The sequence below is a fragment of the Rhizobium sp. P44RR-XXIV genome (assembly GCF_001999485.2).
GTDB lineage: Bacteria > Pseudomonadota > Alphaproteobacteria > Rhizobiales > Rhizobiaceae > Rhizobium.
In genome coordinates this window covers 226390-253060 of sequence record NZ_MPVZ02000029.1, presented here as the reverse complement: position 1 = coordinate 253060, position 26671 = coordinate 226390, and the positions used below count along the sequence as shown (strand labels likewise).

Below are 26671 nucleotides of genomic sequence, written 5' to 3'. Positions count from 1 at the left end.
TCGATTATCGAAGAGCCGCCGACATTGGCGGCCTGAATGAGCATCTGTAATGAGAAGCCGGATCGAGCGGCTTAGTCCGATGGCGTCGCCGACGCAGCATCCCGTTCCCGAAGGAGAAACGATCGGAAGCCCGCCCCCGCTAACGCGCAGCTAGGCCAGACAGACATGGGATAACGCCCCTCGACGCGATGGTGAGAGATTGGCGTGGTCGAGCCACCCTTCATGACGGCAGGTTCGAAGATGATGGTCATGCTACTGACCTCCTCCTGGTTCGATAGTTGCTCGAACCCGGGAGGCCAGTGCCGCGGGTCAACGCCGGCGGCGGTGGCCCTCGCGGTCACATGGTCTACCCGGGCGATGGGTCAGCACAGCGATAAGGACAAACGACGAGCGTCGACTGTCGCATTCCGTGTGCTGGCTACTAGATCGCGGGTTCATGTGGTCCTCTATGACATTGCACGTCCGGCCAAACCGGACATCCCGAGATGTGAACATTCGGGATAGTTTGGTGTATACGCCGCTCCGAACAAGGATCAATCGATACCTTGGTATAATGGATCGCAACAGGTGACCGCGAAGGCTACTCGACCGGAGGCTCAGTCGGTATGTTCTTCGGCGGAACAATGCCGTTCTGCTCGGCACGATCGCGATGCAGCGCCGCACGAGCCAGCAGCATGAAGGTGATCGGTGTTGTCACGGTCACGAAGATCCCGATCAGAAGCTCGTGGATGACGAGCGATTCGGTCGATATCGAGAAAAAGATCATCGATGCCAGCATGATCGCGCCGATACCGCCGCTCGTCCCCAATGTCGGGGCGTGAATGCGCTCGTAAAACGTTCCGAGCTTCAGGAAACCGATGGCACCGACGAGGGTGAGAAAGGCGCCGATGACGAGCAATCCGCCGACAGGAATCGCGGCCCAAAGCGGCAAGGTTTCAAACGAGGTGCTCATTCGATCACCTCCCCACGCATCAGAAATTTCGCCAGCGCGACGGTTGCGACAAAGCCCAGCATGCCGATGACGAGAGCAGCTTCGAAATAGACGACACGCCCGGTCCCGATGCCGAAGGTGAGCAGCAGCAGCATGGCATTCACATACAGCGTATCGAGCGCGATGATGCGATCCTGGGCGCGCGGACCACGAAACATGCGAATGGACGCAATCGCCATGGCGGCCATGATCATCAACTGCGCTGCAGCGACGGATATCTGGATGATCATTGCACTCATGCAAATATCTCCATCAGCAAACTCTCGTATCGATTGGCGACGGTGTCACGCCATTGCGCCTCGTTTTCAAGATCAAGCACATGAAGCAGCACCGTATTGTCGTTGGAATCATACTCAAGCCATGCAGACCCGGGCGTGCTGGTGAGAATGACGGCCAACAGCGCCAGCGGAATCTGATCTCGAACCCTAAGCTCCAAGGTCACGAAACCCGGCGTCGTCTTTCGCGAACGGCCCCTCAGAATGATCCAGGCCACCTGAACATTCGACTTCAGGACATCGAAGACAACACGAAAGAACAGCTGTGGCAGCAGATACCATTTCCGCAGTTTCGGCTTCTCGGGACGCAATGACGCCATGGCCCAGGAGGCAAAGACGGCGACAATGATGCCAAGGATAAGATGGCCGAGCGTGAAACCGTTCAGCAACAGCCAGGTCAGGATCAAGCTTAGCGTCAGAAGCGGATATGGCAGCATCACGGACCTCCCGCCTGGTTCGACACGGTCGCGGAAGCGTCCGAGATAACAGCCGCATTGTGGACCGCATCGACATAGATGCGCGGATCGCTCAGCGTACGGATGGTCGCTTCCATATATTGCATGACCGGGCCCGCCCAGATGGTCAGCGCCAGCGTCAGGGCAAGCAAGCCCATGACCGGCAATATCTCGATCACGAGCACACGCGGAACCGTGCCTTCAAGAGAACTCCAGAATGTGCGTATGCCGGCACGTGTCATCGAAATCAGTGCAGCAATACCCGAAAGGATAACGAGGAAGATCAGCACCCAGACGGCAGCACTTGGCGGCACGCCGATCGCACCGGTCCCCATCATCGCCGACAGCATCGCGAATTTTGCGATAAAACCCGAAAGCGGCGGCAAGCCGGACAGCAATATTCCACAAGCTGCAAAGCAGATGCCGAGCATCGCCATGGTGCCGGGCATGGTGACGCCCTCGCCCTCCGCAGGCTCTTTCTCCTCGGCGTCGCCATAGGCTTCCATGGTGACCGCCAGGACGCTGGCGCCCGCATCCTGCCCGCGTTCGACAAGCTCGATCAGCATGAAGAAGGCACTGATCGTCAGCGTCGAGCTGACAAGATACATCAGAGCGCCGGCTGAGATGGAGCCGTCATTGATGCCGATCACCATCAGCAAGGTTCCAGACGAGACAAGCACCGAAAAGCCGGCCAGCCGGCCGAGCGCCTGCGATGCCAATACCCCGACGGTTCCGAAGATCAGCGTCGCCATGCCGCCATAGAGAAGCACGGAGGAGCCGAAACCGGCGGAAGGCCCTTCGCCAAAAAGAAGCATGGTCAACCGCAGGATGACATAGATCCCGAGCTTGCTCAGAATGGCAAATACGCCGGCGACCGGCGCGGATGCCGCGCTATAGGCCGTCGGCAGCCAGAAGCAGAGCGGCCACATGCCGGCCTTGATGAGGAAGGCGATGCCGAGCACGCCGGCCCCTGCCTGCATCAGCATGCGGCGGTCGGCGGACATTTCGGGAATGCGCACCGCCAGATCTGCCATGTTCAGCGTACCCGCCGTGCCATAGATCAGGCTCACACCGATCAGGAAGAGCAGCGCTGCGGCAAGATTGACGGCGATATAGTGCAGGCCGGCCTTGACGCGAAGCGGACCGGATCCATGCAGCAGCAGGCCGTAGGATGCGGCCAGCATCACCTCGAAGAAAACGAAGAGATTGAAGAGGTCGCCGGTCAGAAAGGCGCCGTTCACGCCCATGAGCAGCAGCTGGAACATGGTGTGGAAATGTGCGCCCACAGCATGCCAGCGCGCCAGCGAGAATATCAACGCGGCAAGAGCGACGATGGAGGTCAGTAACAGCATGAGCGCTGAAAGACTATCGAGCACCAGCACGATGCCGAAGGGCGCGCTCCAGTTGCCGAGCAGATAGGCACGCTCCTGGCCCGCCGATCCACCTTCAGCGCGAAAAAGTGCAAGCGTTATTCCGACCAGCAGAAGCGTGGCCGCCAAACTGACAAGCGCCTTCCACGTCCGCTCGCGCTCGTCGATGAACAATAAAACAGCGGCAGCCACCAGCGGCAGCAGGATCGGCGCGATGATGAGATGATGCGACCAACCTGTCACTTCCGGTCGCTCCTTCCGTCCACATGATCGGTGCCGGTCATGCCGCGTGAAGCAAGCAGCACGACGAGAAATAGAGCTGTCGTCGCAAAGCCGATGACGATCGCCGTCAGCACCAGCGCCTGCGGCACTGGATCGGCCAGTGCGGGCGCCGCGCTGCCGTCCGCCAGCACCGGCGGCATATTGGTCTTCACACCACCGACGCCAAATATGAAGAGATTAACGGCATAAGACAGCAGCGACAGGCCGATGATGACCTGGTAGGTGCGCGGACGCAGGATCAGCCAGACGCCGCAGGCCGTCATCACACCGATCGCAACGGACAAGATGAGTTCCATCAATCCCCCTTTGCCTTTTCCGCCTCGATGGTGCGGAGGCGATTTATGCGGATCGATTGGTGGGCGAGCGCAACGAGGATCAGAACCGTGGAGCCGACAACCAGCATGAAGACGCCGAGGTCGAACAGCAGCGCGCTCGCAGCGGGCACCTTGCCGATCAAAGGCACGTCCAGATACTGGAAGTGCGATGTGAGGAAGGGATAGCCGAAGAACCAAGCGCCGATGCCCGTCGCGGTCGCCGCGAGAAGGCCGGCCCCCATCCAGCGCAAGGGCAGAATGCGGATACGGTCCTCCGCCCAGCGCGTGCCGCCGGCCAGATACTGCAGCAGGAACGCGATCGACAGCGTCAGCCCGGCCGAAAAGCCGCCACCGGGCAGGTCATGCCCGCGCATGAAAATATAGACCGAGAGCGTGATCACGAACGGGAACATCCATTGCATGATCACCGACGGTACGAGAATATAGTCACGCACCGTATCCCCAGCAGAGCGCTCCGGCCGTTCCTCGTCGAAACGGTTCTGGATCCTCTGCTGCTCGGGCATTTCCATGCTGTCGGGTGCCGGGCGGAAACGACGCAGCAGCGCATAGACGGTCAAGGCGACAATGCCAAGGACGGCGATTTCCCCCAGAGTGTCGAAACCGCGGAAATCGACCAGGATGACGTTGACGACATTGCGACCCCCACCCTTCGAATAGGCATTCTCAAGGAAATAATTGGCGATGGCGTCAGGCACCGGCATGGTCATGACGGCATAAGAGATGAACATCATGCCGACGCCGCAGGCGACTGCAAGCGCAAGGTCGCGAAAACGGCGGAAGCGGGCACGGAAATCGACAGTATCATCGATCCCCTCCGTCCGCTTCGGCAGCCAGCGCAGTCCCAGCAGAATGAGAACCGTCGTGACGACCTCAACGAGTAGCTGGGTGATGGCAAGATCCGGCGCCGAAAGCCAAATAAAGGTCATGCAGACGATCAAACCGACGCCGCCGAGCATTACCAGCGCCGCCAGGCGGTGATATTTGGCAACGAATGCGGTGCCGATTGCCAGGCAGATACCGATTGCCCAGATCGATGCAAAGACAGGATCGGCGCCGGAAAAGGCAAAATGCGGTGCTTCGAAACCGGAGAGATAGAGCGGCAGCAGGCCCGCCGCAAAGCCTGTCACAACCACCCAGCGAAGTTGAGGCTGCAGCTTGCGCGTGCCGATCCGTCGCTCGGCCACTCTGGCCCAATGCCAGGAGACCTCCACCAGAACGCGCTCGAAGATGCGCTGGCCTCTCAGGCGCCGAAAAATCGGCGGTCCGTCTTCGCATCGCGAAAGATAATCCTTGAAGACGAAATAGAACACCGTCCCGCCGATGAGAGCGACCACGCTCATCAGAAGCGGAAGGTTGAGACCATGCCAAAGGGAGAGGCTGTATTCCGGCGTCTGCCCTTGCAGAACGCTGACAACGGCCGCCTGCAGGAACGGAGCGACCGACAAAGCGGGGACGATGCCGACCACAAGGCAGACGACGACCAAAAGCTCGATCGGAAAACGCATCCAGCGCGGCGGCTCATGCGGCTTGGCGATCGGCATATCGGTCGGTGCCGGCCCGAAGAATACCGTCTGGATAAAGCGCAAGGAATAGGCAACGCTGAAGGCGCTCGCCAGAGTTGCCACATAGGGCAGTATCCGGTCGAGAATGGAATCGGCATGCGTCTCGATGGCTTCCGCGAAGAACATTTCTTTCGACAGGAAGCCGTTCAGCAGGGGGACGCCGGCCATGGCCGCGCTTGCGACGATGGCAAGCGCCCCGGTGAATGGCATGTAGCGGAACAGACCGCTCAAGCGGCGCATATCACGCGTGCCGGTCTCATGATCGATAATGCCGGCGGCCATGAACAACGAGGCCTTGAAGGTCGCGTGGTTCACCATGTGGAAGATGGCGGCTACTGTCGCAAGCGGGCTGCCGAGGCTGAGCAGGGTGGTGATGAGGCCGAGATGGCTGATCGTCGAATAGGCCAGCAGTCCCTTGAGGTCCTGCTGGAACATCGCGAAATAAGCGCCGAGCAGCAAGGTGGTGATGCCGGCCGCGCCGACGATGTAGAACCATTCGTCCGTGCCCGCCAGAACCGGCCAGAAGCGGGCAAGCAGGAAGACACCAGCCTTCACCAGCGTGGCGGAATGCAGATAGGCCGAGACGGGCGTCGGCGCCGCCATGGCATTCGGCAGCCAGAAATGGAAGGGAAACTGCGCGCTCTTCGTCAGCGCACCCAGCAGGATCAGCACCAGGGCCGGCGAATAGAGCGGATGATTGCGAATGATGTCGCCGGACGCCAGGATCTTGTCCAGATCATAGCTGCCGACAATGTGGCCAAGAAGGATCAGGCCGATCAACAGGCAGAAACCGCCGATCCCGGTAATCGTCAGCGCCATGCGCGCACCATCGCGGGCCGCAGCGCTGTTGTGCCAATAGCTGATCAGCAGGAAGGAAAAGATGCTCGTCAGCTCCCAGAATATCGAGAGCAGGATGACATTGCCTGATAAGACGATGCCAAGCATTGCCCCCATGAAGGCCAGCAGGAAAGAGAAGAACCGGGGAACGGGGTCCTCTTCCGACATGTAGTATCGGGCATAGACGATGACGAGAAAACCGATAGCCGTGATGACGACAGAGAAAAGCCAGGAAAACCCGTCGAGCCGCAGCGTGAAATCAAGCCCGAGTTGCGGCAGCCATTCTATGCTGTATCGCACCACGCCCCCATCCATGATGGCGGGGTAGAAGCTTATGGCGATCAGGAGCGCCACGAAGGTCACTGTGCCGGCGATCCAGGCGGGAACGCGTCGCGACTGCGAGCGCAGAAGGCATACGGATAAGAGACTTCCGATAAACGGCAGAGCCAAAAGTACCAGGATAAGAGTAGGCCCGCTGGTTATCCCAAAACGTCGTTCCTTTCCTCGGCCGAATCACGGTGGCCGCCATGGCGGCAAACACCTCTAGCAAACCGGCGTAATATGCCCTATATGATAGATATTGCCCAATATGGGCAGCTTGGAGCCGCGCGTCAAGGTAAGATGGCGATGATTTTAACACCAGCGCTCTGTCGCGCAGCCCGGGGCTATCTCGACTGGACCCAGACGGACCTTGCCGACCGATCCGGCGTGTCGCGTAGCACGATACGCGACTATGAGGGCGATCGCCACAGCCTGCATCGGGCAACGGAAGCGCAATTGCGATTGGCTCTGGAGACCGGTGGAATTGCCTTTTTCCGTATCGACGGACACGAGGTCGGAATCTGCTCCAAGATCCCCACCGCAGATGCGGCAACGGCGGTGCATACCGAAAGCTGCGAGATCTTGTCAGCCTCCGGCGATCAGGGCCAGACGACGACGCGCAAGCCCGGACAGTGAGCCACGGGCACCTAAGACAGCATTGGCTTTGCTACTTCAGCGCTAGGCATCTCCAGTAACCATTTCCGAGCGCGAAAAACGCTTGTAACCAGGATGGCCCGCTCGCGAGAAGGTGAACGGAGAGGCCCTCAAATCAGCCATATTTCGACCGATCACCGCATCCGCGCCGTACCCCCAGACGACCCGGAGAAGCATATGTCCGCCACTTTAGCGCCTGAAGAAGACGCGCCAAACACCCGATACCGACCATCGCAGCGGATCCTGCATTGGCTAATGGCTATCGTCATTATTTCCGCCCTCGCCATCGGCCTCTACTGTTCCTACCTCGTGCCGGGCACACCGCTACGCCAAGCCCTTCTCGACATACATAAATCACTTGGCATGACCGCACTCTTCCTCATCGCCATCCGCCTGCCGCTCAGGCTTTCGCTTGGCGAGCCTGCCTATCGGCAGCCGCTCGATGGCTTCAACCACTATGCCGCGCGCACGGCGCGCATATCCTGCTCTACGCATTGATGATCCTGATGCCGCTGGCCGGCTACACCACCTCGGCCGCCGGCGGGCGTGATCTCCCCTGGTTCGGCCTCTTCGAATGGCCAAATCTGCTGCCGCTCGACAGGCCGCTGGCGCGAGCCGCTGCCGAAGTCCACGAATATGGCGCCTACTGCCTCTATGCGGTCGTCAGCCTGCATATTCTGGCGGCTCTCTGGCATCATTTCTTCCGGAAGGATGAAGTGCTGCGACGCATGCTGTAGCGGGATGACTGCCGAAACCGTGTGAACGGGACTAGCGCATGTTGAGGCGTGAGAGGGTGAGGCGCGATTGCTCGCATAGCGCCTCGTTTCGCCCGCCCCGATAATAGCTCAGCGCGATGACGGCGCCATAAAGCGCCCAGCCTTCGGCCCGCAGCCAATCGGCATCACTCACATCGCAGGCCACCCGAAAGGTTTCTCGCGCGGCGGGCTCCACCCAGGACCAAGCCGCCGCATAATCCGCGGCCGGATCGCCCACAGCGCAAAGGCCCCAGTCGATCACTCCCGTAAGATGCCCGTCTCTGGCAATCAAATTATCCGCCTTGATGTCCCCATGCAGCCAGACCGGTTGGCCTCGATGCACAGTCGCGCACGCTTTCTGCCAAAGCCGCCGCGCAGCCTCTGCATCGATCTCGTCCGCCAGAATATCGATGGCAGGCAGCGCCACGGAAGACAAAACCTCCAGCGCCACGCCGCGGCGATGATTGAGTTCGCCCGCATGCGGCGCTCCACGGATATCGACCTGATGCAGCGCTTTCAGAAAGGCCGCAAGCGCGAGTGCGGCCGCATCGGGCTCGGCAATAGCTTGTGGAGACGCAATATCCCCGTCCATCCACTCGAAAATCCCGAAATCGCATTTCAGGCCGAAATCGGCACTCCCCCGGAACAGCAATCTCGGCACGTCGAGTGGGAGGTTTGTGAAACGGGGCAACCAATCGAGTTCTTTGGCGACGAGATTCGCCGCAGCTTCGCGGCGCGGAAGGCGCAGCAGCAACCGCTCTCCGATGCGATAGATCGCATTGTCGGTACCCGACGATATTAGCCGCCGAACCGGAAGATCGGCCCATTGCGGCGTCATTTCCCGCAGCAGGCGCCGGATGGCGGTTTCTTCAGGCGCAATATCATCGTGCATCATAAAAGCCAGATAGCATATTTCATCACTGTAGAAGCCCGACAACATCATCGGTCGAGCGCACATCGCCAGAGCTACGATAACGGAGATAGTGGGTAAAGCCATTCCTCGGCTCGTGCCGAAAGCCGATGGCTTCCCAGAATGCAGCCGCCTCAGCGCTATCGGTATTCACCGTGATAATCGTCCCGCTCGAAATTGGCCGGTTCAAGATCGTCGCCACCAACTGGCGGCCGAGGCCATGTCGCCGGTATGCCGGACGCACAAAAAAGCGGCGCATACGCATGGCGGAAGATATAACGGGATCGATCGTCATCCCGCCGATCCCCGCCAACTCGCCATTCACCCTGGCCGCCAACAGAGCTTCATGTGTCCCGCTGAAACGCTGTTCACCGCTCTGCCACTCGGCACACAGTCGCTCCAAAAACCGTTTGCCCTCTGCAGCAGCATCCCGGCGCAGCACATCAAAATCCGGCGGAAGATGTTCCGTCAGCTGCTCGAATTTGAGACCACGCAAGGCTTGCATCCTCATTCTCTATCGTTTCGGCTCAACAGCTTGACCTCAACCGGGCTTGAGGTTGCAAACTCAGCTTTGAGTTGGAGATTCCCGATGATGAAAATACTGCAAGACCAGGATTTGGACAGTATCGCATTGATGCCCGTCGCAATCGACGCGATGGAAGCGGCCCTCCATGCCAAAGCAACGGGCAAATTTGTCTCCCCGCCTCGACATCATGTCCCGTTTCCCGGCCAAGGCGATCTGGTGTTTACCGTTGGAGGCATCCTTGGAGAGACGCCGCTTGCCGGTTTCCGTGTCTATGAGACGTTCAACGGAACTGAGCACACGCAGATTGTCGCTGTTTGGTCTGCGGCTGATGCCAAACTCATAGGGATCATCATAGGTGAGCGGCTGGGCCAAATCAGGACGGGAGCAATCGGAGGCCTCGCCATACGTCATCTCAGCGCCCCAAACGCCAGAACCGTTGGTATTTTGGGCAGTGGCGCTCAAGCGAGAACTCAGCTGATTGCCGCAGCCGCGGTTCGAGACATAACAGCCGTCCGCGTCTTCAGCCGCGACGAGAGAAGCCGCACCGCCTTTGCCGAAGACATGCATAGTGAGTTGGGTATAGCGATCGACCCCGTCGAAAGCGCTGCCGAGGCCGTAGCGGATGCCGATATCGTGCTTTGCGCAACAAGCAGCGATGCACCGGTCATCCATGCGGCGGATTTGAAGCCCGGGGTGCATATCAACACGGTCGGCCCGAAAACACGGCAGGCAAATGAAATCGGTTTGGACATAGCAGATGCCGCCAACATGATCGTCACCGATTCCCTGGAGCAGACACAGGCTTATGCCTCGCCCTTTTTTCTTGCCGGGTCAGGTCACGAACATCGCATGAAGGAACTGGCCGACGTTGTCACCAACACCGTCCCCGCTCGAATATCTGCACTCGACATGACGCTTTTTTGCTCTGTTGGTCTGGCAGGGACGGAAGTCATGGTGGCGTCAGCGATATTCGACAGGCTTTGAGAGCGCAGACGCAATAGAAGTGTTCTCACATCATGTACCTTTAGCCTTCAGCGATCCCGACAGACTGCGGCTCGCCGATCTCCACCGCATGACCGTCGGGATCGTGGAAACGGAAGACCCGCTGTCCCCATTCCTGCCGCTCGACGGGATGAATAAGCTCGGCATGCGGCGCTATTCTCTCAAAGGCCGCATCCACATCGTCGTCCTCGAAATAGAGAAGGATGTTGCGGCGGCCATATGGCTCCAACATTTCGGCCGATGTCTTCCAGACTGTCCGTTCGAGCGCTTTTCCGTCATGAATCGCAAAGCCTGTCTCGAACAGAACGAAGCTTCCGAAATCGCTCAGGACTTTGAGCCCCACGATGTCGCGATAAAACATCTTTGAGCGTTCGATATCGCTGACGAAAGGGATTGGGTTGACGAAGCGCATTTCAAATCACTTTCGAAAAGTGCATCTACCATCGTCTCACCGTTTCCAAAGGCCGGGCTGATGTCAATTCTTCGGGCTCGGCGATCTCGATAAGAACCTATGGAGGATCGAACAATGACGGATACTGCACGCACCATGATCGTCGTGGACGCCGGAGATTCACGCTTCCAATTGCGGGCTGGTGCACTGATCCGTTCCAACGGCCACATCCTCATTCATCGGGCCGTTGGAGACCGGTTCTGGGTTCTGCCCGGCGGTCGGGTGGAGTTTCACGAGGCGAGCGCCGAAACGCTGGCGCGCGAGATCGAGGAAGAGATCGGCTGTCCGGCAGCGATCGGTCCGCTGCGCTTCATCATCGAAAATTTCTTCGAATTCGCGGGTACGCGCGTACATGAACTCGGCTTCTATTATGAAGCGGAGCTGTCGCGGCCATTGCCCTTCCACGAGAACGAGATCGTGCATCGGATCAGGGACGGCAATGCCGAGCTTGAATTTCGATGGGCATTGTCTACCCGGGCCGCCCTGGATCAGTTCGATCTGCAGCCCTTGCCCGTGCGAAACCTCATCGAAACCATGCCCGCCGGTATCCAACATCTCGTGCGGCGCGATGCTGCCTGATTGTGCGACCAGTTGACCACAAGCTGCAAAATGGGTTGGTTGCAGTATGGGTAGGCAATTCGCCCAATCATGTCACATCAAAGCCGGATCGCTCAGGTTGTTCATATGATGTCGCGCATCGTCATTCTAGGAAATGCTGGCGGCGGAAAATCCACGCTCGCGCGCAACATGGCCAAGCAACGCGGCCTTGCCCATTTCGAAATCGACAAGCTCCTTTGGCGGGAAGGCTGGATCCCGGCGCCGATAGACGACTATTCCGAACAGCATCAGCGGATCATATCCGAGGAAAGCTGGATCATCGATGGGCTCGGGCATCGGGATTCGATACCTGCTCGTATAAATCGGGCGACCGAGATCATTCTCATCGACATGCCGCTCTGGATGCACTTCTGGCTCGCCGCTGAGAGGCAAATCGCCTGGCATTCGGGCACGCTGAAGCATTCTCCCGGCGGCCTCTCAGCCATGCCGCCGACGCGAGATCTTTTCAGAACCATATGGGCGATCGAGCAAGACTGGATGTCTGACATCCGAGCCACGTGCGTGGCGGCAGAGAAAGCCGGCAAAAAGTTAACTCGCATTTGCGACGTGGACGAGCTGGAAAGATTGACGCAAGGATCAGGTACAGCTCACCGGGACTGAAAGTTGTAAAGATCACAGACAATCACCTCTCCGGCAAAAGCCGAATGGGTGGGGATCAAGCAGTACCTCATGGTGCAGTCCGCGAATACATACCTTTCGCCGCCCCTCGCTCAATCCGCCTTCATCACCAATTCCGCGGTGCGGCGCAACCAGTCGGCCGGGTCGCCTTGATGATAGACCTGCTCCGACGGTTCGATATTGTCGAGGAAATGCTGATAGATCACGGCTCTTCTGGCTGCCGCGAGCGGGGCCAGCAGATCGGCGGCGCGTGTCGGGTTACAGCCGGGCACGCGGGTCAACCATTGCCGGTTCCAGTGATCCTTGACCGTCTGCAGATGCTCCGGCGGGACCGCATCGAGAAAGGCCGGCTGGTCGAGCAAAGGATGGCCGATGCCGCTATCGCCCCAATCAAGCAGCGTCAGCTCCAATTCCGTCCCGCGAAAATTGCCGGGATGGCAATCGCCATGGACAAGCGTGTCCGGCAATCCGCAGGCATCGACTTCGGCAAAGCGGGCGGCAAGACCTTCGACAAAGCGGGATAGCGCCGCATGCTCGTCCGCGGACAATTCCTCGCGTGTCCGTTGCACGACATCGGCGATCGCCATGGACAAGCCCGGCCCACGCCAATCGGGCAACCCCATCCCGCGCAATTCTTCGACGCGGCCAATCCATGAGGCCTGTATGTCGACAAGGACAGTCACCATGCCCAGCAATTGCGGTAGATCGGCCTCAAACATGTCCTCGCCGGGAATCTCCGCGAGCAAAATGCGCCCGTCTTCGTCGTGGCCGAATAGTGTTGGAACATGCTGGCCCGCCAAAGCTGCAATGACACGGCCCTCATGCCCGAAGAACGGCGGCACGACTTTCAGCCATGCTGATTGGTCGCCGATGGGCAAGCGCCAGACACTGGAGAGATTCCAGGTGCGAACCTGCACGGGTTTGGCCGTAGGTGTAAGGCCATGCCCGGCCAACACCCGCACTGCCCAAGCAAGATCGGCGGCGGGACCGCCGGGCTGCGCATAGGCTTGACGCAGCGGATGAGCCTCGATCTTCCCCGTCCAAACTTCGGCCGGTACGGGCTCGGCAATCTCTGCCAAATAGGTGACTTCCACGCCATCGGGCCGCTCAGGAGAGACTTCGAGCAGGCGCAGGATGGTTACGTCAATGCCATAGTGTTCGCGCGCGGCGCGTATGACGGATTCCACTTCCTGCCGCCACGGGACGTCGACAGGAACCGGTGGCCAACATCCAACGACCGCACCATCAGGTGTCATCAAGACGAGACGTGCCAGACGCTTCGGCACGGGTGCTTGTTCCTGGCTTCCTATCTTTTTGCCCTCTCGTCAAAAATGCCCTGCACAACTCGACGGTTGTGAAAGGTTCGGAGCCCGATATACGCGATGTCGCTATGGAATTCTACCGAGAGATGCTCTTGCGAGCGGGTGGCGGCCGGCGACTGTGGCATCCACAGTTCTCTTACCGAACAGGGGAGTAAGTCACACCACGTCGCGAACCCGCTCCCAGGCATTGGCGAGATGACGACCGAGAATCTTTGAAAGCCGCGCCCCGTCACGCGCCTCCAAAGCCGCGATCATCTCCTCATGCTCGGCGACGGCAGCTGCCCATTTTTCCGGGCCTTCGTGGCCGATAAAGCGGATGCGTTTCAGCCGCGTCTGCAACATATGATGCATCTCGGACAGGGATGCATTTTTGGTCAGCCGGACGATTGCCGTGTGAATGGCCTGGTTGAGCTTGTAATATTGCAGACGGTCGCCCACCCGATAGCAGCGGACCATTTCGTCATGCAAGGCCCGAACTTCGGCGATCTCCGCATCACTGCCGAGCTGGCAGGCGAGCTTGCCCGCCAGTTCCTCGAGCGTGCGCAGGACGCTCAACATGTCCTCAACATCCTTGCCGCTGAAGCGTTTGACCGACGCTCCACGGCTTGGGGTCAGTTCGACGAGGCCTTCGCTCGCCAGAAACTTGATCGCCTCGCGCAACGGCGTACGCGATACGCCAAGCCGTTCGCCGAGTTGGCCTTCGTGCAGACGTATGCCGGGCTCCAGAATGCCCTCGATAATCATGTCGCGGAGATGGCTGACGATCGTATCATGCAGCACGGTGCGCTGGATGGGGCCCGGACCGCCTTCGGCTTTCCAATCCAACCTGCCGGTCTCATCCATTCTCGATTCCCACTGCAATGGCTCTCGCAAATCGCCGCGAGCCGACCCTCTTCCACGATTCCCTGAGCATGGCGATGGCGCATATCCGCGTCAATGTAAAATTCTGTATACAGAATACTTGATGCAGAATTTTGAATGCTCTATCAGAAATCATTGGGTTTAACGAGGAGGAAGATCATCATGGCCATCAATGACGCAGCAAATATCCGCCCCGTTATAGCGCTAGCCATGGGTGATCCCGCCGGCATCAGTGCTGAATTGGCCGCGAGGGTTCTAGCGCTTCCCGAAATTAAAGAGGCCGCTCATATCGTCGCCATCGGCGATCGGCGCATTCTCGACGAGGGAGCCAAGGTGGCGGGTCTTTCACTCGAGCTGCGGGATGCTTCATTCGAAAGCATCGGCGACGCCGGCACGGATCGTCATGTCTTCATCGATCTGCAGAATCTGGACCCGGCGGACGTTACACGCGGCGAAGCGACGCTTGCCGGCGGCAAATTTGCGACGCGGAACTTCCGCGAGGCGCTGATGCTTGCCCATTCGGGGCATGCGCAGGCCGTCTGCTTCACCCCCTTCAACAAGAAGGCGATGCGGCTTGCCTATCCGGGCTATGACGACGAGATCCGTTTCGTCTCCGATGTCCTGGGCTTCACCGGCAGGTTGCGCGAGTTCAACGTTCTGGAAAAGGTCTGGAATGCCCGCGTCACCTCGCATATTCCGCTGTCTCAGGTTGCTCGTCACTCTCGATCGACGGCATTCTGGATGGGCTGGAGCTGACGATGGCCTGCCTGAAGAGCGCGGGCTATGACGATCCGAAGATCGCGGTTGCTGGCATCAATCCGCATGCGGGCGATGGCGGCAGCTTCGGCATGGAGGAGATCGACATCATCGAACCCGCCGTCGCCGCGGCAAAGGCGAGAGGCTACAATGTCGAAGGCCCCTTCCCGGCCGACACCGTGTTCTTGCGAGCGCTCAAAGAAGGTTTCCAAGCCGTGCTGACCATGTATCACGACCAGGGTCAGATCGCCATGAAGCTCATCGGCTTCGACAAGGGCGTGACGATGATGGGCGGCCTGCCCTTCCCGCTCTGCACGCCCGCGCATGGCACCGCCTATGATATTGCCGGCAAGGGAGTTGCCGATGTCGGTGCGAGCCGGGAAGCGATCTTGCTGGCGGCACGCATGGCAAGACGAGCCGCAAGCCTGTCAGCCGCCGCCTGACGGCGCAAAGAGCGTCGAAACGGACAAGCAACCGCCACGTCACACCCTCATCGCCATGCAGAACGTCAATGATGGCCGAAGGAGGCGCACAAATTCGCGCAGCAGGACTTGCCTTTCAGACTCGCGTTTCCGGCCCATCCTCTGCCCCCGCTGCGGGAATGAGAAATCGACCACGATCGGGAGCGCCCCTGTTGCCGCCTTCGATCGCCACAGCCTGGGAATGGCGGCCGCAAAAAACATTCCCTGAGATCCGCAATCTTTGAGATGATCTTGTTTGCATCCGGAAATAATCGGCCATAGCGTCTCCTCAATCAGCAAGACGCATTCCGTCTTGCCCGGCTCAGCCACAAGATCCTGAGGGAGGAAACACCCGTGACCGTTCACACGACGCCGGCTGAAGCCGAAACATCGTTGCCGACCCTTGATCTCTCCCGTCTTCATGTTTCGGCCGAGGAGCGGCAAGTCTTCATCGCCGAGCTTCGCACGGTGCTCCACGACCATGGCTTCTTCTATCTGACCGGGCACGGCGTCGATCCGAAGTTGATTGAGGATGTCGTTGCGACGGCGAAGCGCTTCTTTTCTCTTCCCCTCGAAGAGAAGCTCAAGATCGAGATGGTGAAATCACCGCACTTCCGTGGCTACAACCGGGCCGGCCAGGAACGTACCCGCGGCGAACAGGATTGGCGCGAGCAGCTCGATATCAACACGGAAGACAAGCCGGCCGAGATTGGCCCGGATACGCCGGCATGGCGGCGCCTGCAAGGCCCCAACCAATGGCCCGAGGCCCTGCCGGAGCTCAAACCGCTGCTGCTCGCCTATCAGGCTGAGGTCACGCGGATCGGCATTGATATTCTGAAGGCCATTGCCGCAGCCCTCGGCCAGCCGGAGAATGTCTTTGCCGACATATACCAGCCGCAGCCATCGCAGCTTCTGAAAATCATCCGCTATCCGGGCCGCGACGTCGCCGAAACGGACCAGGGCGTCGGCGCCCACAAGGATGGCGGCTTCGTGACCGTGCTGCTTCAGGATACGACGCCCGGCTTGCGCGTGCGCACCGAAGATGGCGTGTGGATCAACGCGCCGCCGGTTCCCGGCACCTTCGTCATCAACACCGGCGAATTGCTAGAGCTTGCGACCAACGGCTTCGTGCGCGCCGACGTGCACGATGTGATCGCGCCGCCTGCGGGCGTCGAGCGATTTTCCGTGGCATTCTTCCTAGGCTCCCGCCCGGACGCCACAATCCCCGTCATCGAGCTACCGGAAGATCTGAAACGCGCTGAGCGCGGCATTTCGGTCGACCCCCTCAATCCGATCTTCCGTGAAGTCGGCCAGAACCAGCTCAAGAGCCGCCTGCGTTCGCATCCGGATGTGGCGCGGGCACATTATGGGGAGCTGCTGGCTTCGGAACAATTGGCTACGACTGGTCGGTAGTCAGCACTTCACCCAGCGTGCTCATATCCACCACCTTGTCGCTCTTCGCGATGACGGAACGCCTGTGGGTGATGGCCAGCACGGTGACATCGCGGGCAAGCACGCGAATGTGCTCCATGATGTCACGCTCCGTTGCCTCGTCCAGTGCCGAACTTGCCTCGTCGAGAAAGAGGATGGCCGGATTGCCATAGACAGCCCGCGCAATGGCTATGCGCTGGCGCTCGCCGCCGGAAAGCTTCAGGCCGCGCTCGCCGACCGTCGTTTCGAAACCATCGGGCAGCGCATCGACGAAGGGCAAGATCGCCGCCTTTTCGGCTGCAAGCTGCAGGCGCGCCTCATCTTTCGGACGACCAAGCAGAATATTTTCGGCCAGGCTTTCATTCAGCAGGATGGCATCCTGTGGCACGACGGCAATCGCCGAATACCAATCAGCCCGGTCGATCGAGGCTATGTCGACCTCGTCGATGAGGATGCGCCCGGAATCCGGCTCGATCGATTTCAGCGCCAGCTTGAAGATGGTCGACTTGCCCGAGCCGGTTTCACCGACAAGAAATGTCATGCCGCCGCGTTGCGCCTCGAAACTGATCTCCTTCACGCCACGGCCGTTGTCATAGGCATGGCTGACGCGATCAAAAACGAGGCGGCCGTTCTTCGTCACAAAGGATGTCGCCTGCGAAACCTGACGCTCCTCCGGCGCCTGCCACATTTCTGCCAATGGCGTGAGTGTCGAACGCGAACGCGCCACGTCGTCGATCGCATGAGCAATCATCTCGAACGGCATGTTGAGCTGCAGTAGAAGGGTATTGAACAGAACGATATCGCCAACCGTCACTTGGCCTGCTCTGTAGCGCGGCAGCAACAGCAGGAAGGTTACGGCAAACTGTACCGAGAGCGCTATTCCCAGCACGGCGATGTAACCGACTCGTTGCAGCACATAGCCACGCCAAGCATCCCGCACTTCCGCCGCCTTGGTTGCGAAGCGCCGTTTCATCCAGTCATGACTGCCGAAATGGCGCAGCGTTTCCATCGCGTTCATGGCATTTCCCACGAAACGCGCATTTTCCTGACCGGCTTCAATCGCCTTGTCGAGGTAGACTCGGGCGCGGCGAACGGAAATCACGGTCAACGCAATGGTCATCGCGCCATAGAGTATGACGATGGTCATCACCTGCAGATCGATCAACGCGCCCAGCGTCGCCAGTGTGAGCAAGATTTGCATGATACCGGGAATGAAGACGATAAGGCCAAGCTGAACGAGCATCGTCAACGCATTGCTTCCGCTCGAACTTGCGGTTTGAATTTCAGCCGGATTGTGCTCGATGAAGAAGACCGTGGTCTTCTTTAAAATACGTTCAAAGAAGCGAGTTTGCGCTATGAAACCAAGGTTTTCCGAACTCATGAACGAGAGGTATTGCATCATATGCTGGAGCGCCGCAGCAACGCCGACCAGTACCGCATAGATCACCAACCCCAACACGACGCCCATGACGGCACCATCCTGCGGCAAACGATCGATAATTCGCGAAAATATATAGGGCGCGGCGACGCTGCTGACGCTTGCGAGAAGCACCACCACGATGCCGATCAGAAGCATCCAGCGATCGGATTTCCAATAGGCCTTTAGAATTTCGGAAATGGGCTCAAGAACGCTGGTTTTTTCAGCCATCGAAATACCCTGATCTGTGAAATGGTAAGCTCGGCATGGAGCACCGGACTGTTTTCGGCGATCACGCAGAGGCTATTCGGGGTTGCGGGCACAACCTATATGTAGCAAAAATGTTTACCAAAATACTCATGAATCTTGCCGTGTTTCGAGTTCAAAAGGGCATTATCGGGAGCGATCCGACCTATGGCGGCTGCCGCCTTTGCACCATGCAACCTCGCCGCCGGATACTGTCAAAATAAGCGCATTTCCATTCGGCCCCTTTCCACCAGCAAAGGCTGAGCCGGCCCGGCAGTCAACATTCAATCGTCCACCTCCACACAACCTCCACATATAGCAAACACAAGCGTAACAATCTTCGGGTCATATCGTATTCGACAAAAAGCATGGGTTGTATCCGGCAAGCTCCGGCGGAGCCCATGCGTTTCCCTCCTTTCGATCTCGCCATGAAGGCGGGTAGCCAGGACATGCATCGATGCGGACTGCCCTTAGACCGACATGCCCGAGGGCTCATCTCCTCGCCTGGCTTCTTCTCGCCTCGATGGCCGGCATTGCCCACGCACGGGAAAGTGCGGAAGTGGCGATGCCCGCAGTCGGCGGCGTCAAGCTTGTCGCCCACTTTATTCCCGTCGCAAACGAGCTTCCGGGCCACGCTGATCCCCACGTTCTCCTTGCAGGGCTTCAGAGCACGGAAGACCCTCCGCAGCACGCAAAGGCGGCGCAGCCGAACGCCCATCAACGTTTGGCTCGACACATACGCTTCGCAAGCAGAACACCGCGGCAAGCAGCGACCTGGCACAAGCCAACGCGGCTATGGCATTGGCGCAGGCGACGCTGGAAGAAGCAATCCCAGCCTCCGCCACACCGAGGGACACGCTCCGACCAGAAGCTTCATCGAAGCGAAATCACTTTGGGGCTAGATCGTCGGGCCGACGCTGGCCTGTTTCGGGCCGAAATCAAAAACCTTGTTGCTGAATCAAGCGGCGGAAGCTTCTTCCCTGCCATGCAAAGAAGCTTCCCCCCAGCACCATTGCCTGTCGCTACCTCGCCAAACCATGCGCCCCGCGGACTTCTCCGCGCGGGCGGCACAACTGTGTAACCCTTGACCATGAATGACACTCCGGGCGAATGCTCATCAATCTCCGATAGCCGCCGCATTTGTATCGGCACGATCACGCGCGGGAGGCCAGTGATGCTACGCGCGCTGCTGGCATCCTATGCCGAAATGTATATTCCCCCGAATACCCATCTGCATTTCATCATCGTCGAGAACAACGACATCCCCACTTTACAAGATGTCATCGATGAATTTGGCAAGCGGCTGCCGCAGTGCACGATCCAGTACGAAATCGAGCCGCGTCTCGGTATCGCATTCGCACGCAATCACGTTCTGGAAGCCGCGCTCAGCGCCAACGGTCACCTGCTGACATTTGCCGACGATGACGAGGTCGTATCTAAAGACTGGCTTATCGAATTGCTTGCCGAAAGAGATGCCTCTCATCTCGATATTCTCGGATCTCCCGTCCGTTTTGCATCCCCTTCGCCTGACATATCGATGTGGAGGAAAATGGTCTGGTCGGGAATGAACAAGGTAAACAGAAGCGGCGAGGCGAAAGCGCTGCGCAATCACAGCATCGGCAAATCCCACTGCATCAGGATTGCGACCGGGAGCTGGATGGCAAATCTGACATTTTTCCGCAACACGGGTTTGCGCTTCGACAATAGTCTCGGGCTATCTGGTGGTGAAGACTGGCAGCTCTGGTTGCAGGCGAAGAGACTGGGAGCAAAGACCGGATGGGCGCCGCGTGCCATTGTCTTTGAGACCGTTCCGATAGAACGGCTCACCCTGCGCTACCAATACCTGCGCAGTCGGGATCACAGCACTAACCTGATCAGCAAGAAATTGAAGGCCAAGCCGGCCATCGTGGCCGTCCATTTGGCCGGCTCGATCGCCGGCAGGATATTGAGGCTATCATTCTATGTTGTAGCCGCGCCATTCACCCGCGGGAACTCGCTTGTGCGAGCCGCATCATGCCTGGGCAGCATGGCGGGCCTTGTCCAGGCATGCCTTGGGCGGACTTCCGCGCACTATGACAGGATCCATGGATCGTAGAACGGTGCGGGAAAGTGAACCGGCTGTCCTGCGACCACAAAGGGCTTGGGATGCAGGCGAATGATAAACCGCCTGCATCCCATATTTTTCCGTGCACTCTATCGGGATCCGAGAGGGACCAATCCGTCAGCGCACGGTGTTGAATTACAAGCACCGTGCGCTTTCCCGAGCTACTTTATCGCGTCGATCTTCGAGACCACGGACTTTGTGCCTGCCTGATCGTATTTGATGGTAACCTTCTCGCCAATTTTCAGGCTATCAACCTTCTGGGCGACAGTAAGCCAATAAACTTTCCCATCGCTAAGAGTGATCGTTCGCTGCTTGGCATCGACGAATTTGATCTCGCCGGAAATGGTCGCAGCCGAAACCGCACTGGCTGCAAGAACAGTTGTCGTTGCTGCAATGATGAGTAGCTTTCGCATTCTTGTTGTCTCCTTGTTAACGAGCTTGTTAACAACCGACATGTAGCGCTACTATAATGAGATAGTGTGGAGCCTCTGTGTAATGAGTGTGGATGTGTATACCCGTGATCGCTACCAACAGTGATAGTCATTACAAAATTGATCGCTGAGATACCAGCCGGCCATCTAAGTGACTGTTGCGCATTATCACCATTCAGCGATTGAGGGAGATCATCGACCTCAAGTCTTAGAGCCGCTGGATCAGCCACGACAACGAGGTAAAGGCGGAAAATTCGAATGGCCGAGATAGTTCTCGACCCGCCATGCACGCGCGAACATCGATCAGTAAACAACAGATCTATCTGGATGTAGACGAGATCCTACTCGTGCAGTTAAATTATCACCTACTCGAGGGTATAGGCGACTTTGCTTGCGGCGGAGAGCGGAAAGACAGATGGATTGCTCAGCCAACAGCCCCGACCGGAAACCGGAATGCTGAAGAACGTGGGATCAGAGACTGCAAGGCGGATGGGTAGCGGAAAAAACGCATCGCTCACGGGCGATCTGGCGACCTTCGAGCACATCGTCACCGACGTCAACGAGACATTTCTCTGGCGAATGGACGACTATCCATGGGCAAGAAACGTCTGGAACTTCCATCCAGAGATCGAGATACATCTCCTGAGGAAGACACGCGGATTGGCATTCGTCGGCGATCATATCGGCGAATTCGATCCGGGCTATCTGACAATCGTCGGCCCCAATCTTCCGCATGACTGGGTGACCACGACCGAACCCGGAGAGATTATTCAAGGCAGGGATATCGTTATCCAGTTCGACCCCGCTCGGCTTCGGGCCATCACCCAGGCCATGCCGGAATTCAATCAGCTCGAAGACTTCTTTCGCCGCACCGAACGCGGCCTGGTGTTCACGGGCAACACGCGAAAGGAGGGTGGCGAATTGATTGAACGGATGGGGCATCTTAAAGGCTTTGCCCGCCTGTCCCTTTTCGTCAACCTGCTCGATTTGCTGTCATCCTCGAACGAATACGAGATCCTGTCGTCATTGGAGTTTGCCCCCAAGCTCGACGCCGAGAGGCTGGATGTCCTTCAGCGATCTCTGATCTATATTTTCGAGCATCTGGCCTCCGACATTCACATCGGCGAATTGGCGGAACTGGCAGGAATGAGCGAAAGTGCATTTTCCCGGTTCTTCAAAAAGAACACCGGCAACAACTTTACGGATCACGTCAACAAGCTCCGGGTTTGGCAGGCCTGCAAATTGCTGTCCGAAACAGATATGCCAATCACGGATATCTGCTTCGAAGTCGGCTATCTAAACATCTCCAACTTCAACAGAACATTCCTTCGCCAACACAAGGTTACGCCATCGGCTTATCGAAAACTGACCAGCCAAAGACGGCCGGTTCGTACGATGAATAGCCAATCCAATTAGCGCATTAAAGTATAGAATCCTTGCATGACGCACGCTAGCAGCGCGTGTCATGCTCCGTACTATTTGTGCCGGCGATCAACATCGCTTCGGAGGCGCAGATCGGATCGGGACATCCGCTATCTGCACAGTGGACCTTTAGGGGAGGAATTTCGATGAGAACCATGAAATCGCTCGTTTCGAGCATCGCGATCGCATGCGCATTTTTCGGCGCTGCACCATCATTCGCATATGCAGCACAATGCTCAGGCACCATTCGCGTCCTGGCTCAGCCGCGCGACGGCCTGACCTTGCTGGAACAATACAAGGATGAATTCAGCAAGCTGAGCGGCGGCGCCAGCTTCCAGATCGACTATCTCAACGAGAACGACCGTCGTGCCAAAACCAAGGCCGACGCTTCGACGATCGGCAAGTACAATGTGTACTATGTTGACGAAGCCAATGTTGCACTCTTCGCATCGTCCGGCTGGGTCATGCCGCTGCTGGATTATTATCCCAAGGACTATGACTACGCCGATTTCGATCCGGGCCGGCAGAAGATTGCGACCTACGACGGCAAGGTCTGGTTCGCGCCGGTAACCGGTGGCGGTGACCTGATGATCTACCGCAAGGATTTGCTCGATGCGGCCGGCATTCAGCCACCGAAGACGCTCGACGAGTATATTGCCGCGGTCAAGAAGCTCAATCAGCCGGACAAAGGTATCTACGGAACGGCATTGCGCGGTCAGCGCGGCTCGGGCGCCAACGTCTGGCGCTGGATGCCGTTCTTCAAGGGCTTCGGCGGCCAGTGGTTTGACGGCAAGACACCGACCTTCGACAGCGATGCCGCCGTGAAGGCGACGCAGACCTATCTGGAGCTTTTCAAGTATTCCGCGCCGGGAAGCCAGACCGGCAGCTGGGATGAGGCCGTTGGCGCCTTTACCTCCGGACAGGTCGCGATCCTGATCGAGTCGACGCCGCTGGTCGGCATGGCGCTCGACAAGAAATCCTCGCAGGTCGCCGACAAGATCGGCTACCTGCCGCCACCCGCGCCGTTGACGGGCGGTGGCTATGGCCATGGCCTTGCCATCGGCACGAAGGCCAACAAGGACGAAGCTTCGAAGCAGTGCGCGGGCCTCTTCATTGCCTGGGCGACATCCAAGGAGAATGAGGAGCGTCGTCTTGATGCGGGTCAGTTCAGTGAACTCAATCGCACGAGCATCATGACGAGCAAGAAATTCGCCGACACCTACGGACCGGCGCTTGGACAAGCCCTTGCAGACACCGGCAAGGTGACCGCCGTCAACTTCTGGCAGAGCCCACAATGGCCGGATCTCGGCGACCGCTGGGGCATCATCCTGGAAGAGCTGATCACGGGCACGCGCACCGATATCAAGGGCGGTCTCGACGAACTCAACGACTTCGCCAAGGACCTGGTGGCCCGCAACCAATAGCACTGCGATCTCCCTCTCCCGTCCCGATGGGTGTTTCACCCATCGGGCTTTCCGTCCATCGGTGCGAAGGCCGCCGGAAGGTAAGTCATGAAAAACAAACGTACATTACTACCGGCGGTCTTTTTGACGCCCGCCATGATCATCCTGGCAATATTGGCCTTCGTGCCGACGGTCTATGCCATCGTTATTTCCCTCGAGGATCGCGAGCTCAGCAGGCCGGATGGCCGGTTCATCGGCCTTGCGAACTACCTTTCGCTCTTTTCCGATCGGCGTTTTCTCAATGCCATTCAGGTATCGCTCAAATGGGAAGCATTGACGGTGGTTCTGACCCTCGTCCTCGCCATCGGCCTCGGCATCCTTCTGTTTGAATGCACGGCGGCGAAAACGCGCAATCTGCTGTCGCTACTGTTCCTGATCCCGGTCATCCTTCCCCGCGTTTCCGCGGCTTTTGTCTGGAAATTCGCCTTTCATCCGCTCTATGGGATCATCACCTACCCGTATAAGGCAATCACGGGCCAGCCTTTGGACCTGCTTTCGAACGCCACCACGGCGCTTGGCACGGTCGCACTGGTCGATGTCTGGCAATGGGGTCTCTTCTTCTCGGTCATTGTCCTCAAGCTGCTCGAGACCCTCCCGCCGCAGCCGTTTGAAGCCGCGCGGCTCGATCACGCGCGCAGCTGGGAAGTCTATGCCTATGTCGCCTTGCCCATGCTCAAGGCACCGCTCATCTCGCTTGCATTCATCAAAATGATCGAGTCGCTGCGCGCCTTCGACCTGATCTATGTGATGACGCGCGGCGGTCCGGGCATCTCGACCGAGACCCTGGATATGTATGCCTTTTCTCAGGGCTTCATCGAATCCGGCCGCATTTCCTATGCGTCGAGCATGGCGGTCCTGATGATGATCGCGACATCCGTGGCATTCACCTTCATCTGGAAGAGGGCGAAGATATGAGCAATCGTCGCACGGGCCGTCTTGTCGGCAAGCTCATCCTGGCATTGGCAGCACTGTCGGCCGTTTTCCCGCTGTTCTGGACAACGCTCAACGCGTTCAAGAACCGCGTCGACATCGTCACGCCGACGCCGCTCTTCTTCTTCACGCCGACGCTCGACAATTTCGCCTATGTGCTGGGGCGCGACAGTGTCTTTGCCGGGCTGACGAACTCGGTGCTGATCTCGGGCATTTCCGTGCTCATCGGCACGGTCCTCGGGCTGCCAGCCGCTTACGCAATCGCGCGTTATCCGAACCGCTGGTCGAAGGACATCCAGTTCTTCGTCCTGTCGCTCCGCTTCCTGCCACCGGTTGCCGTCGCCATTCCGCTGATGGTGATCTGGCTGGATTTCGGCTTCTACGATACCAGGCTGTCGATGATCGTCACCTACACGCTGCTGACGCTCGCGACCATCATCTGGCTTAGTGTTCCGGCCTTCGCGCGCGTACCGAAAGAGGTCGAGGAGGCCGGGCGCGTCGATGGCTACGGTCCCTTCGCCATCTTTTTCCGCATCGCGCTGCCGATTGCCTCGCGGTCCCTGATCGGTGCGATCGCCTTCGCTTTCGTCCTGGTTTGGAACGAGTTCCTGATTGCGCTCATGCTGACGACCTCCGATGCCAAGACCCTGCCGATCGTCGCATCCGAGCTTACCCAGCTCGGCCGCGATGTCCCCTGGGGCATTCTCAACGCATCGGTCGTTCTTCTGTCCATTCCCCCGCTGCTCTTCATCGGAGTGCTGAGCGGGCTGCTCAATAGCGCCTTCAAGCGCAAGTCATCTTAAAGAGGATTATCTATATGGAAGCTCTCGTTCTCGAGCAAAAGGGCAAGCTATCCCTGAGGGAGATCGACCTGCCGCTCGAACTCGGCCCAGGCGACGTCAAGATCAAGATCCACACCGTCGGCATTTGCGGCAGCGATGTCCACTATTACACCCATGGCGCCATCGGCTCCTTCGTGGTGCGCGAGCCGATGGTGCTCGGCCACGAGGCCGCCGGCACGGTCGTTGAAGTCGGCCGGAATGTCACAAACCTGCAGCCGGGCGACCGTGTCTGCATGGAGCCCGGCATACCCGATCTGTCCTCCCGCGCCTCGAAGCTCGGCATCTACAATGTCGATCCGAGTGTCCGCTTTTGGGCGACGCCGCCGATCCATGGCGTCCTCACGCCCTTCGTCGTCCATCCCGCTGCCTTCACCTACAAGTTACCGGACAATGTAACCTTCGCCGAAGGCGCGATGGTCGAGCCGTTTGCGATCGGCATGCAGGCTGCCGCGCGAGCACGGATCGTTCCCGGCGACGTCGCGGCCGTGATTGGCTGCGGTCCCATCGGCATCATGGTTGCTCTTGCGGCGCTCGCCGGCGGCTGCAGCCGCGTCTACATCTCCGACTTCAGCGCCGAAAAGCTCGCAATCGCAGGCCGGTACCCGGGGATCATTCCCGTCAATATCGGCAAGCAATCCCTGAACGATGTCATTCAATCCTCCACCGAGGGCTGGGGGGCGGATATCGTCTTTGAAGCGAGTGGCAGTCCGAAGGCCTATAACGGTCTCTTCGATCTCGTTCGCCCGGGCGGCGCGCTGGTTATGGTCGGCCTGCCGGTAGAGCCTGTGGTCTTCGACGTATCCGGAGCAATCGCCAGGGAAGTCCGGATCGAGACCGTTTTCCGTTACGCCAACATTTTCGATCGCGCCCTCCAGCTCATTGCCTCGGGCAAGGTCGACCTGAACCCACTCATCACCGAGACCTTCAAATTCAGCGACAGCATTGGGGCATTCGAGCGTGCGGCCTCTGGAAGACCCACCGATGTCAAGCTGCAGATCGTGATGGAAAGCGAGGGGAACTGAG

The 26671-nt window shown here is 58.6% G+C and carries 24 protein-coding genes and 2 pseudogenes; 14 read left to right on the top strand and 12 right to left on the bottom strand.

From position 1 onward, the window contains the following. Nucleotides 1-580 precede the first annotated feature (580 nt). From mnhG to BSK43_RS27225, 6 genes are read right to left on the bottom strand one after another with little or no spacing between them, the layout of a single operon-like run. Complete coding sequence (gene mnhG / locus BSK43_RS27250; protein ID WP_077467891.1) at nucleotides 581-952, bottom strand: monovalent cation/H(+) antiporter subunit G; 372 nt, start codon at nucleotides 950-952, stop codon at nucleotides 581-583. Then, nucleotides 949-1230, bottom strand: a complete 282-nt coding sequence (locus BSK43_RS27245; RefSeq protein ID WP_077467890.1) for a K+/H+ antiporter subunit F — start codon at nucleotides 1228-1230, stop codon at nucleotides 949-951. Before BSK43_RS27245 ends, mnhG begins: the two co-directional genes overlap by 4 nt. Next, nucleotides 1227-1703, bottom strand: coding sequence for a Na+/H+ antiporter subunit E (locus BSK43_RS27240; RefSeq protein ID WP_077467889.1), 477 nt, complete (start codon nucleotides 1701-1703; stop codon nucleotides 1227-1229). Before BSK43_RS27240 ends, BSK43_RS27245 begins: the two co-directional genes overlap by 4 nt. Further along, complete coding sequence (locus BSK43_RS27235) at nucleotides 1703-3334, bottom strand: monovalent cation/H+ antiporter subunit D (RefSeq protein WP_077467888.1); 1632 nt, start codon at nucleotides 3332-3334, stop codon at nucleotides 1703-1705. The genes BSK43_RS27240 and BSK43_RS27235 overlap by 1 nt, the downstream gene beginning before the upstream one ends. Beyond that, nucleotides 3331-3669, bottom strand: coding sequence for a Na+/H+ antiporter subunit C (locus BSK43_RS27230; protein ID WP_068393528.1), 339 nt, complete (start codon nucleotides 3667-3669; stop codon nucleotides 3331-3333). The genes BSK43_RS27235 and BSK43_RS27230 overlap by 4 nt, the downstream gene beginning before the upstream one ends. Then, complete coding sequence (locus tag BSK43_RS27225) at nucleotides 3669-6590, bottom strand: monovalent cation/H+ antiporter subunit A (protein WP_077467887.1); 2922 nt, start codon at nucleotides 6588-6590, stop codon at nucleotides 3669-3671. Before BSK43_RS27225 ends, BSK43_RS27230 begins: the two co-directional genes overlap by 1 nt. Before the next feature lie 78 nt (nucleotides 6591-6668). On the opposite strand from BSK43_RS27225, the pseudogene BSK43_RS27220 reads away from it, so the two are divergent. The 3 genes and pseudogenes from BSK43_RS27220 to BSK43_RS27215 form a co-directional block, all read left to right on the top strand. Continuing rightward, nucleotides 6669-6971: pseudogene (locus BSK43_RS27220) on the top strand (helix-turn-helix domain-containing protein); the annotation flags it as partial. Nucleotides 6972-7259: 288 nt separating this feature from the next. Beyond that, nucleotides 7260-7580, top strand: coding sequence for a cytochrome b/b6 domain-containing protein (locus BSK43_RS36160; protein ID WP_348641764.1), 321 nt, complete (start codon nucleotides 7260-7262; stop codon nucleotides 7578-7580). Further along, nucleotides 7562-7819 carry a cytochrome b/b6 domain-containing protein gene (locus tag BSK43_RS27215; RefSeq protein WP_348641771.1) on the top strand — a complete coding sequence of 86 codons (258 nt, stop codon included), beginning with the start codon at nucleotides 7562-7564 and terminating at the stop codon, nucleotides 7817-7819. The genes BSK43_RS36160 and BSK43_RS27215 overlap by 19 nt, the downstream gene beginning before the upstream one ends. Before the next feature lie 31 nt (nucleotides 7820-7850). Here BSK43_RS27215 and BSK43_RS27210 read toward each other — a convergent pair whose 3' ends face one another. Next, on the bottom strand, nucleotides 7851-8834 hold the full coding sequence (locus BSK43_RS27210; protein WP_077467884.1) for a phosphotransferase: 984 nt from the start codon (nucleotides 8832-8834) through the stop codon (nucleotides 7851-7853). Between the two features lie 502 nt (nucleotides 8835-9336). On the opposite strand from BSK43_RS27210, the gene BSK43_RS27200 reads away from it, so the two are divergent. Continuing rightward, nucleotides 9337-10257: an ornithine cyclodeaminase family protein gene (locus BSK43_RS27200; protein WP_077467882.1), complete on the top strand. Its 921-nt coding sequence runs from the start codon at nucleotides 9337-9339 to the stop codon at nucleotides 10255-10257. A gap of 40 nt (nucleotides 10258-10297) precedes the next feature. On the opposite strand, the gene BSK43_RS27195 is transcribed toward BSK43_RS27200, so the two are convergent. Further along, complete coding sequence (locus tag BSK43_RS27195) at nucleotides 10298-10687, bottom strand: VOC family protein (protein ID WP_077467881.1); 390 nt, start codon at nucleotides 10685-10687, stop codon at nucleotides 10298-10300. Nucleotides 10688-10801: 114 nt separating this feature from the next. On the opposite strand from BSK43_RS27195, the gene BSK43_RS27190 reads away from it, so the two are divergent. Both BSK43_RS27190 and BSK43_RS27185 read left to right on the top strand, forming a co-directional pair. Then, nucleotides 10802-11305, top strand: coding sequence for an NUDIX domain-containing protein (locus BSK43_RS27190; RefSeq protein ID WP_077467880.1), 504 nt, complete (start codon nucleotides 10802-10804; stop codon nucleotides 11303-11305). Between the two features lie 105 nt (nucleotides 11306-11410). After that, a complete protein-coding gene (locus tag BSK43_RS27185) occupies nucleotides 11411-11944 on the top strand; it encodes an adenylate kinase (RefSeq protein ID WP_246662704.1) in 534 nt (177 codons plus the stop codon). 110 nt (nucleotides 11945-12054) lie between these two features. On the opposite strand, the gene BSK43_RS27180 is transcribed toward BSK43_RS27185, so the two are convergent. Further along, nucleotides 12055-13248, bottom strand: a complete 1194-nt coding sequence (locus tag BSK43_RS27180; protein WP_077467879.1) for an aminoglycoside phosphotransferase family protein — start codon at nucleotides 13246-13248, stop codon at nucleotides 12055-12057. Between the two features lie 192 nt (nucleotides 13249-13440). Beyond that, the gene (locus tag BSK43_RS27175; protein WP_077467878.1) at nucleotides 13441-14127 is read right to left on the bottom strand and encodes a GntR family transcriptional regulator; all 687 of its coding nucleotides are present in this window, start codon (nucleotides 14125-14127) and stop codon (nucleotides 13441-13443) included. Between the two features lie 180 nt (nucleotides 14128-14307). Between BSK43_RS27175 and BSK43_RS27170 the strand changes: the two are divergent. Together BSK43_RS27170 and BSK43_RS27165 are read left to right on the top strand one after the other, a co-directional pair. Then, nucleotides 14308-15344, top strand: a pseudogene (locus tag BSK43_RS27170) (4-hydroxythreonine-4-phosphate dehydrogenase PdxA). A 372-nt stretch (nucleotides 15345-15716) separates the two neighbouring features. Beyond that, nucleotides 15717-16775: a 2-oxoglutarate and iron-dependent oxygenase domain-containing protein gene (locus BSK43_RS27165; protein ID WP_077467876.1), complete on the top strand. Its 1059-nt coding sequence runs from the start codon at nucleotides 15717-15719 to the stop codon at nucleotides 16773-16775. Here BSK43_RS27165 and BSK43_RS27160 read toward each other — a convergent pair. Next, a complete protein-coding gene (locus tag BSK43_RS27160) occupies nucleotides 16759-18441 on the bottom strand; it encodes an ABC transporter ATP-binding protein (RefSeq protein ID WP_077467875.1) in 1683 nt (560 codons plus the stop codon). The two genes, BSK43_RS27165 and BSK43_RS27160, sit on opposite strands and share 17 nt — an antisense overlap. 1105 nt (nucleotides 18442-19546) lie before the next feature. Between BSK43_RS27160 and BSK43_RS27155 the strand changes: the two genes are divergently transcribed. Next, nucleotides 19547-20551 (top strand): glycosyltransferase, encoded by a 1005-nt coding sequence (locus BSK43_RS27155; RefSeq protein WP_077467873.1) that lies wholly within the window; start codon nucleotides 19547-19549, stop codon nucleotides 20549-20551. A 170-nt stretch (nucleotides 20552-20721) separates the two neighbouring features. On the opposite strand, the gene BSK43_RS27150 is transcribed toward BSK43_RS27155, so the two are convergent. Further along, entirely contained in the window at nucleotides 20722-20973 is a 252-nt protein-coding gene (locus tag BSK43_RS27150; RefSeq protein WP_169055468.1) for a DUF1344 domain-containing protein, read from the bottom strand. A 471-nt stretch (nucleotides 20974-21444) separates the two neighbouring features. Here BSK43_RS27150 and BSK43_RS27145 point away from each other — a divergent pair, with 471 nt between their 5' ends. From BSK43_RS27145 to BSK43_RS27125, 5 genes are all read left to right on the top strand, one after another. After that, nucleotides 21445-22407 carry an AraC family transcriptional regulator gene (locus tag BSK43_RS27145; RefSeq protein ID WP_246662702.1) on the top strand — a complete coding sequence of 321 codons (963 nt, stop codon included), beginning with the start codon at nucleotides 21445-21447 and terminating at the stop codon, nucleotides 22405-22407. A 152-nt stretch (nucleotides 22408-22559) separates the two neighbouring features. Continuing rightward, nucleotides 22560-23837, top strand: coding sequence for a sugar ABC transporter substrate-binding protein (locus BSK43_RS27140; RefSeq protein ID WP_136687296.1), 1278 nt, complete (start codon nucleotides 22560-22562; stop codon nucleotides 23835-23837). A gap of 87 nt (nucleotides 23838-23924) precedes the next feature. Next, nucleotides 23925-24791 (top strand): sugar ABC transporter permease, encoded by an 867-nt coding sequence (locus BSK43_RS27135; RefSeq protein WP_077467868.1) that lies wholly within the window; start codon nucleotides 23925-23927, stop codon nucleotides 24789-24791. Beyond that, nucleotides 24788-25609, top strand: a complete 822-nt coding sequence (locus BSK43_RS27130; RefSeq protein WP_068393574.1) for a carbohydrate ABC transporter permease — start codon at nucleotides 24788-24790, stop codon at nucleotides 25607-25609. The genes BSK43_RS27135 and BSK43_RS27130 overlap by 4 nt, the downstream gene beginning before the upstream one ends. A 14-nt stretch (nucleotides 25610-25623) precedes the next feature. Further along, nucleotides 25624-26670 carry an NAD(P)-dependent alcohol dehydrogenase gene (locus BSK43_RS27125; RefSeq protein ID WP_077467867.1) on the top strand — a complete coding sequence of 349 codons (1047 nt, stop codon included), beginning with the start codon at nucleotides 25624-25626 and terminating at the stop codon, nucleotides 26668-26670. The last annotated feature ends 1 nt before the right edge of the window (nucleotide 26671 follow it).

Bases quoted from the DNA above. Each gene is read 5' to 3' on its own strand.
- BSK43_RS27145 (WP_246662702.1), top strand. From the start codon at position 21,445: ATGCTGAAGAACGTGGGATCAGAGACTGCAAGGCGGATGGGTAGCGGA.
- BSK43_RS27195 (WP_077467881.1), bottom strand. From the start codon at position 10,687: ATGCGCTTCGTCAACCCAATCCCTTTCGTCAGCGATATCGAACGCTCA.
- BSK43_RS27150 (WP_169055468.1), bottom strand. From the start codon at position 20,973: ATGCGAAAGCTACTCATCATTGCAGCAACGACAACTGTTCTTGCAGCC.
- BSK43_RS27240 (WP_077467889.1), bottom strand. From the start codon at position 1,703: ATGCTGCCATATCCGCTTCTGACGCTAAGCTTGATCCTGACCTGGCTG.
- BSK43_RS27125 (WP_077467867.1), top strand. From the start codon at position 25,624: ATGGAAGCTCTCGTTCTCGAGCAAAAGGGCAAGCTATCCCTGAGGGAG.
- BSK43_RS27185 (WP_246662704.1), top strand. From the start codon at position 11,411: ATGATGTCGCGCATCGTCATTCTAGGAAATGCTGGCGGCGGAAAATCC.
- BSK43_RS36160 (WP_348641764.1), top strand. From the start codon at position 7,260: ATGTCCGCCACTTTAGCGCCTGAAGAAGACGCGCCAAACACCCGATAC.
- BSK43_RS27230 (WP_068393528.1), bottom strand. From the start codon at position 3,669: ATGGAACTCATCTTGTCCGTTGCGATCGGTGTGATGACGGCCTGCGGC.
- BSK43_RS27155 (WP_077467873.1), top strand. From the start codon at position 19,547: ATGAATGACACTCCGGGCGAATGCTCATCAATCTCCGATAGCCGCCGC.
- BSK43_RS27245 (WP_077467890.1), bottom strand. From the start codon at position 1,230: ATGAGTGCAATGATCATCCAGATATCCGTCGCTGCAGCGCAGTTGATG.
- BSK43_RS27190 (WP_077467880.1), top strand. From the start codon at position 10,802: ATGACGGATACTGCACGCACCATGATCGTCGTGGACGCCGGAGATTCA.
- BSK43_RS27130 (WP_068393574.1), top strand. From the start codon at position 24,788: ATGAGCAATCGTCGCACGGGCCGTCTTGTCGGCAAGCTCATCCTGGCA.
- mnhG (WP_077467891.1), bottom strand. From the start codon at position 952: ATGAGCACCTCGTTTGAAACCTTGCCGCTTTGGGCCGCGATTCCTGTC.
- BSK43_RS27160 (WP_077467875.1), bottom strand. From the start codon at position 18,441: ATGGCTGAAAAAACCAGCGTTCTTGAGCCCATTTCCGAAATTCTAAAG.
- BSK43_RS27175 (WP_077467878.1), bottom strand. From the start codon at position 14,127: ATGGATGAGACCGGCAGGTTGGATTGGAAAGCCGAAGGCGGTCCGGGC.
- BSK43_RS27210 (WP_077467884.1), bottom strand. From the start codon at position 8,834: ATGGCTTTACCCACTATCTCCGTTATCGTAGCTCTGGCGATGTGCGCT.
- BSK43_RS27140 (WP_136687296.1), top strand. From the start codon at position 22,560: ATGAGAACCATGAAATCGCTCGTTTCGAGCATCGCGATCGCATGCGCA.
- BSK43_RS27200 (WP_077467882.1), top strand. From the start codon at position 9,337: ATGATGAAAATACTGCAAGACCAGGATTTGGACAGTATCGCATTGATG.
- BSK43_RS27135 (WP_077467868.1), top strand. From the start codon at position 23,925: ATGAAAAACAAACGTACATTACTACCGGCGGTCTTTTTGACGCCCGCC.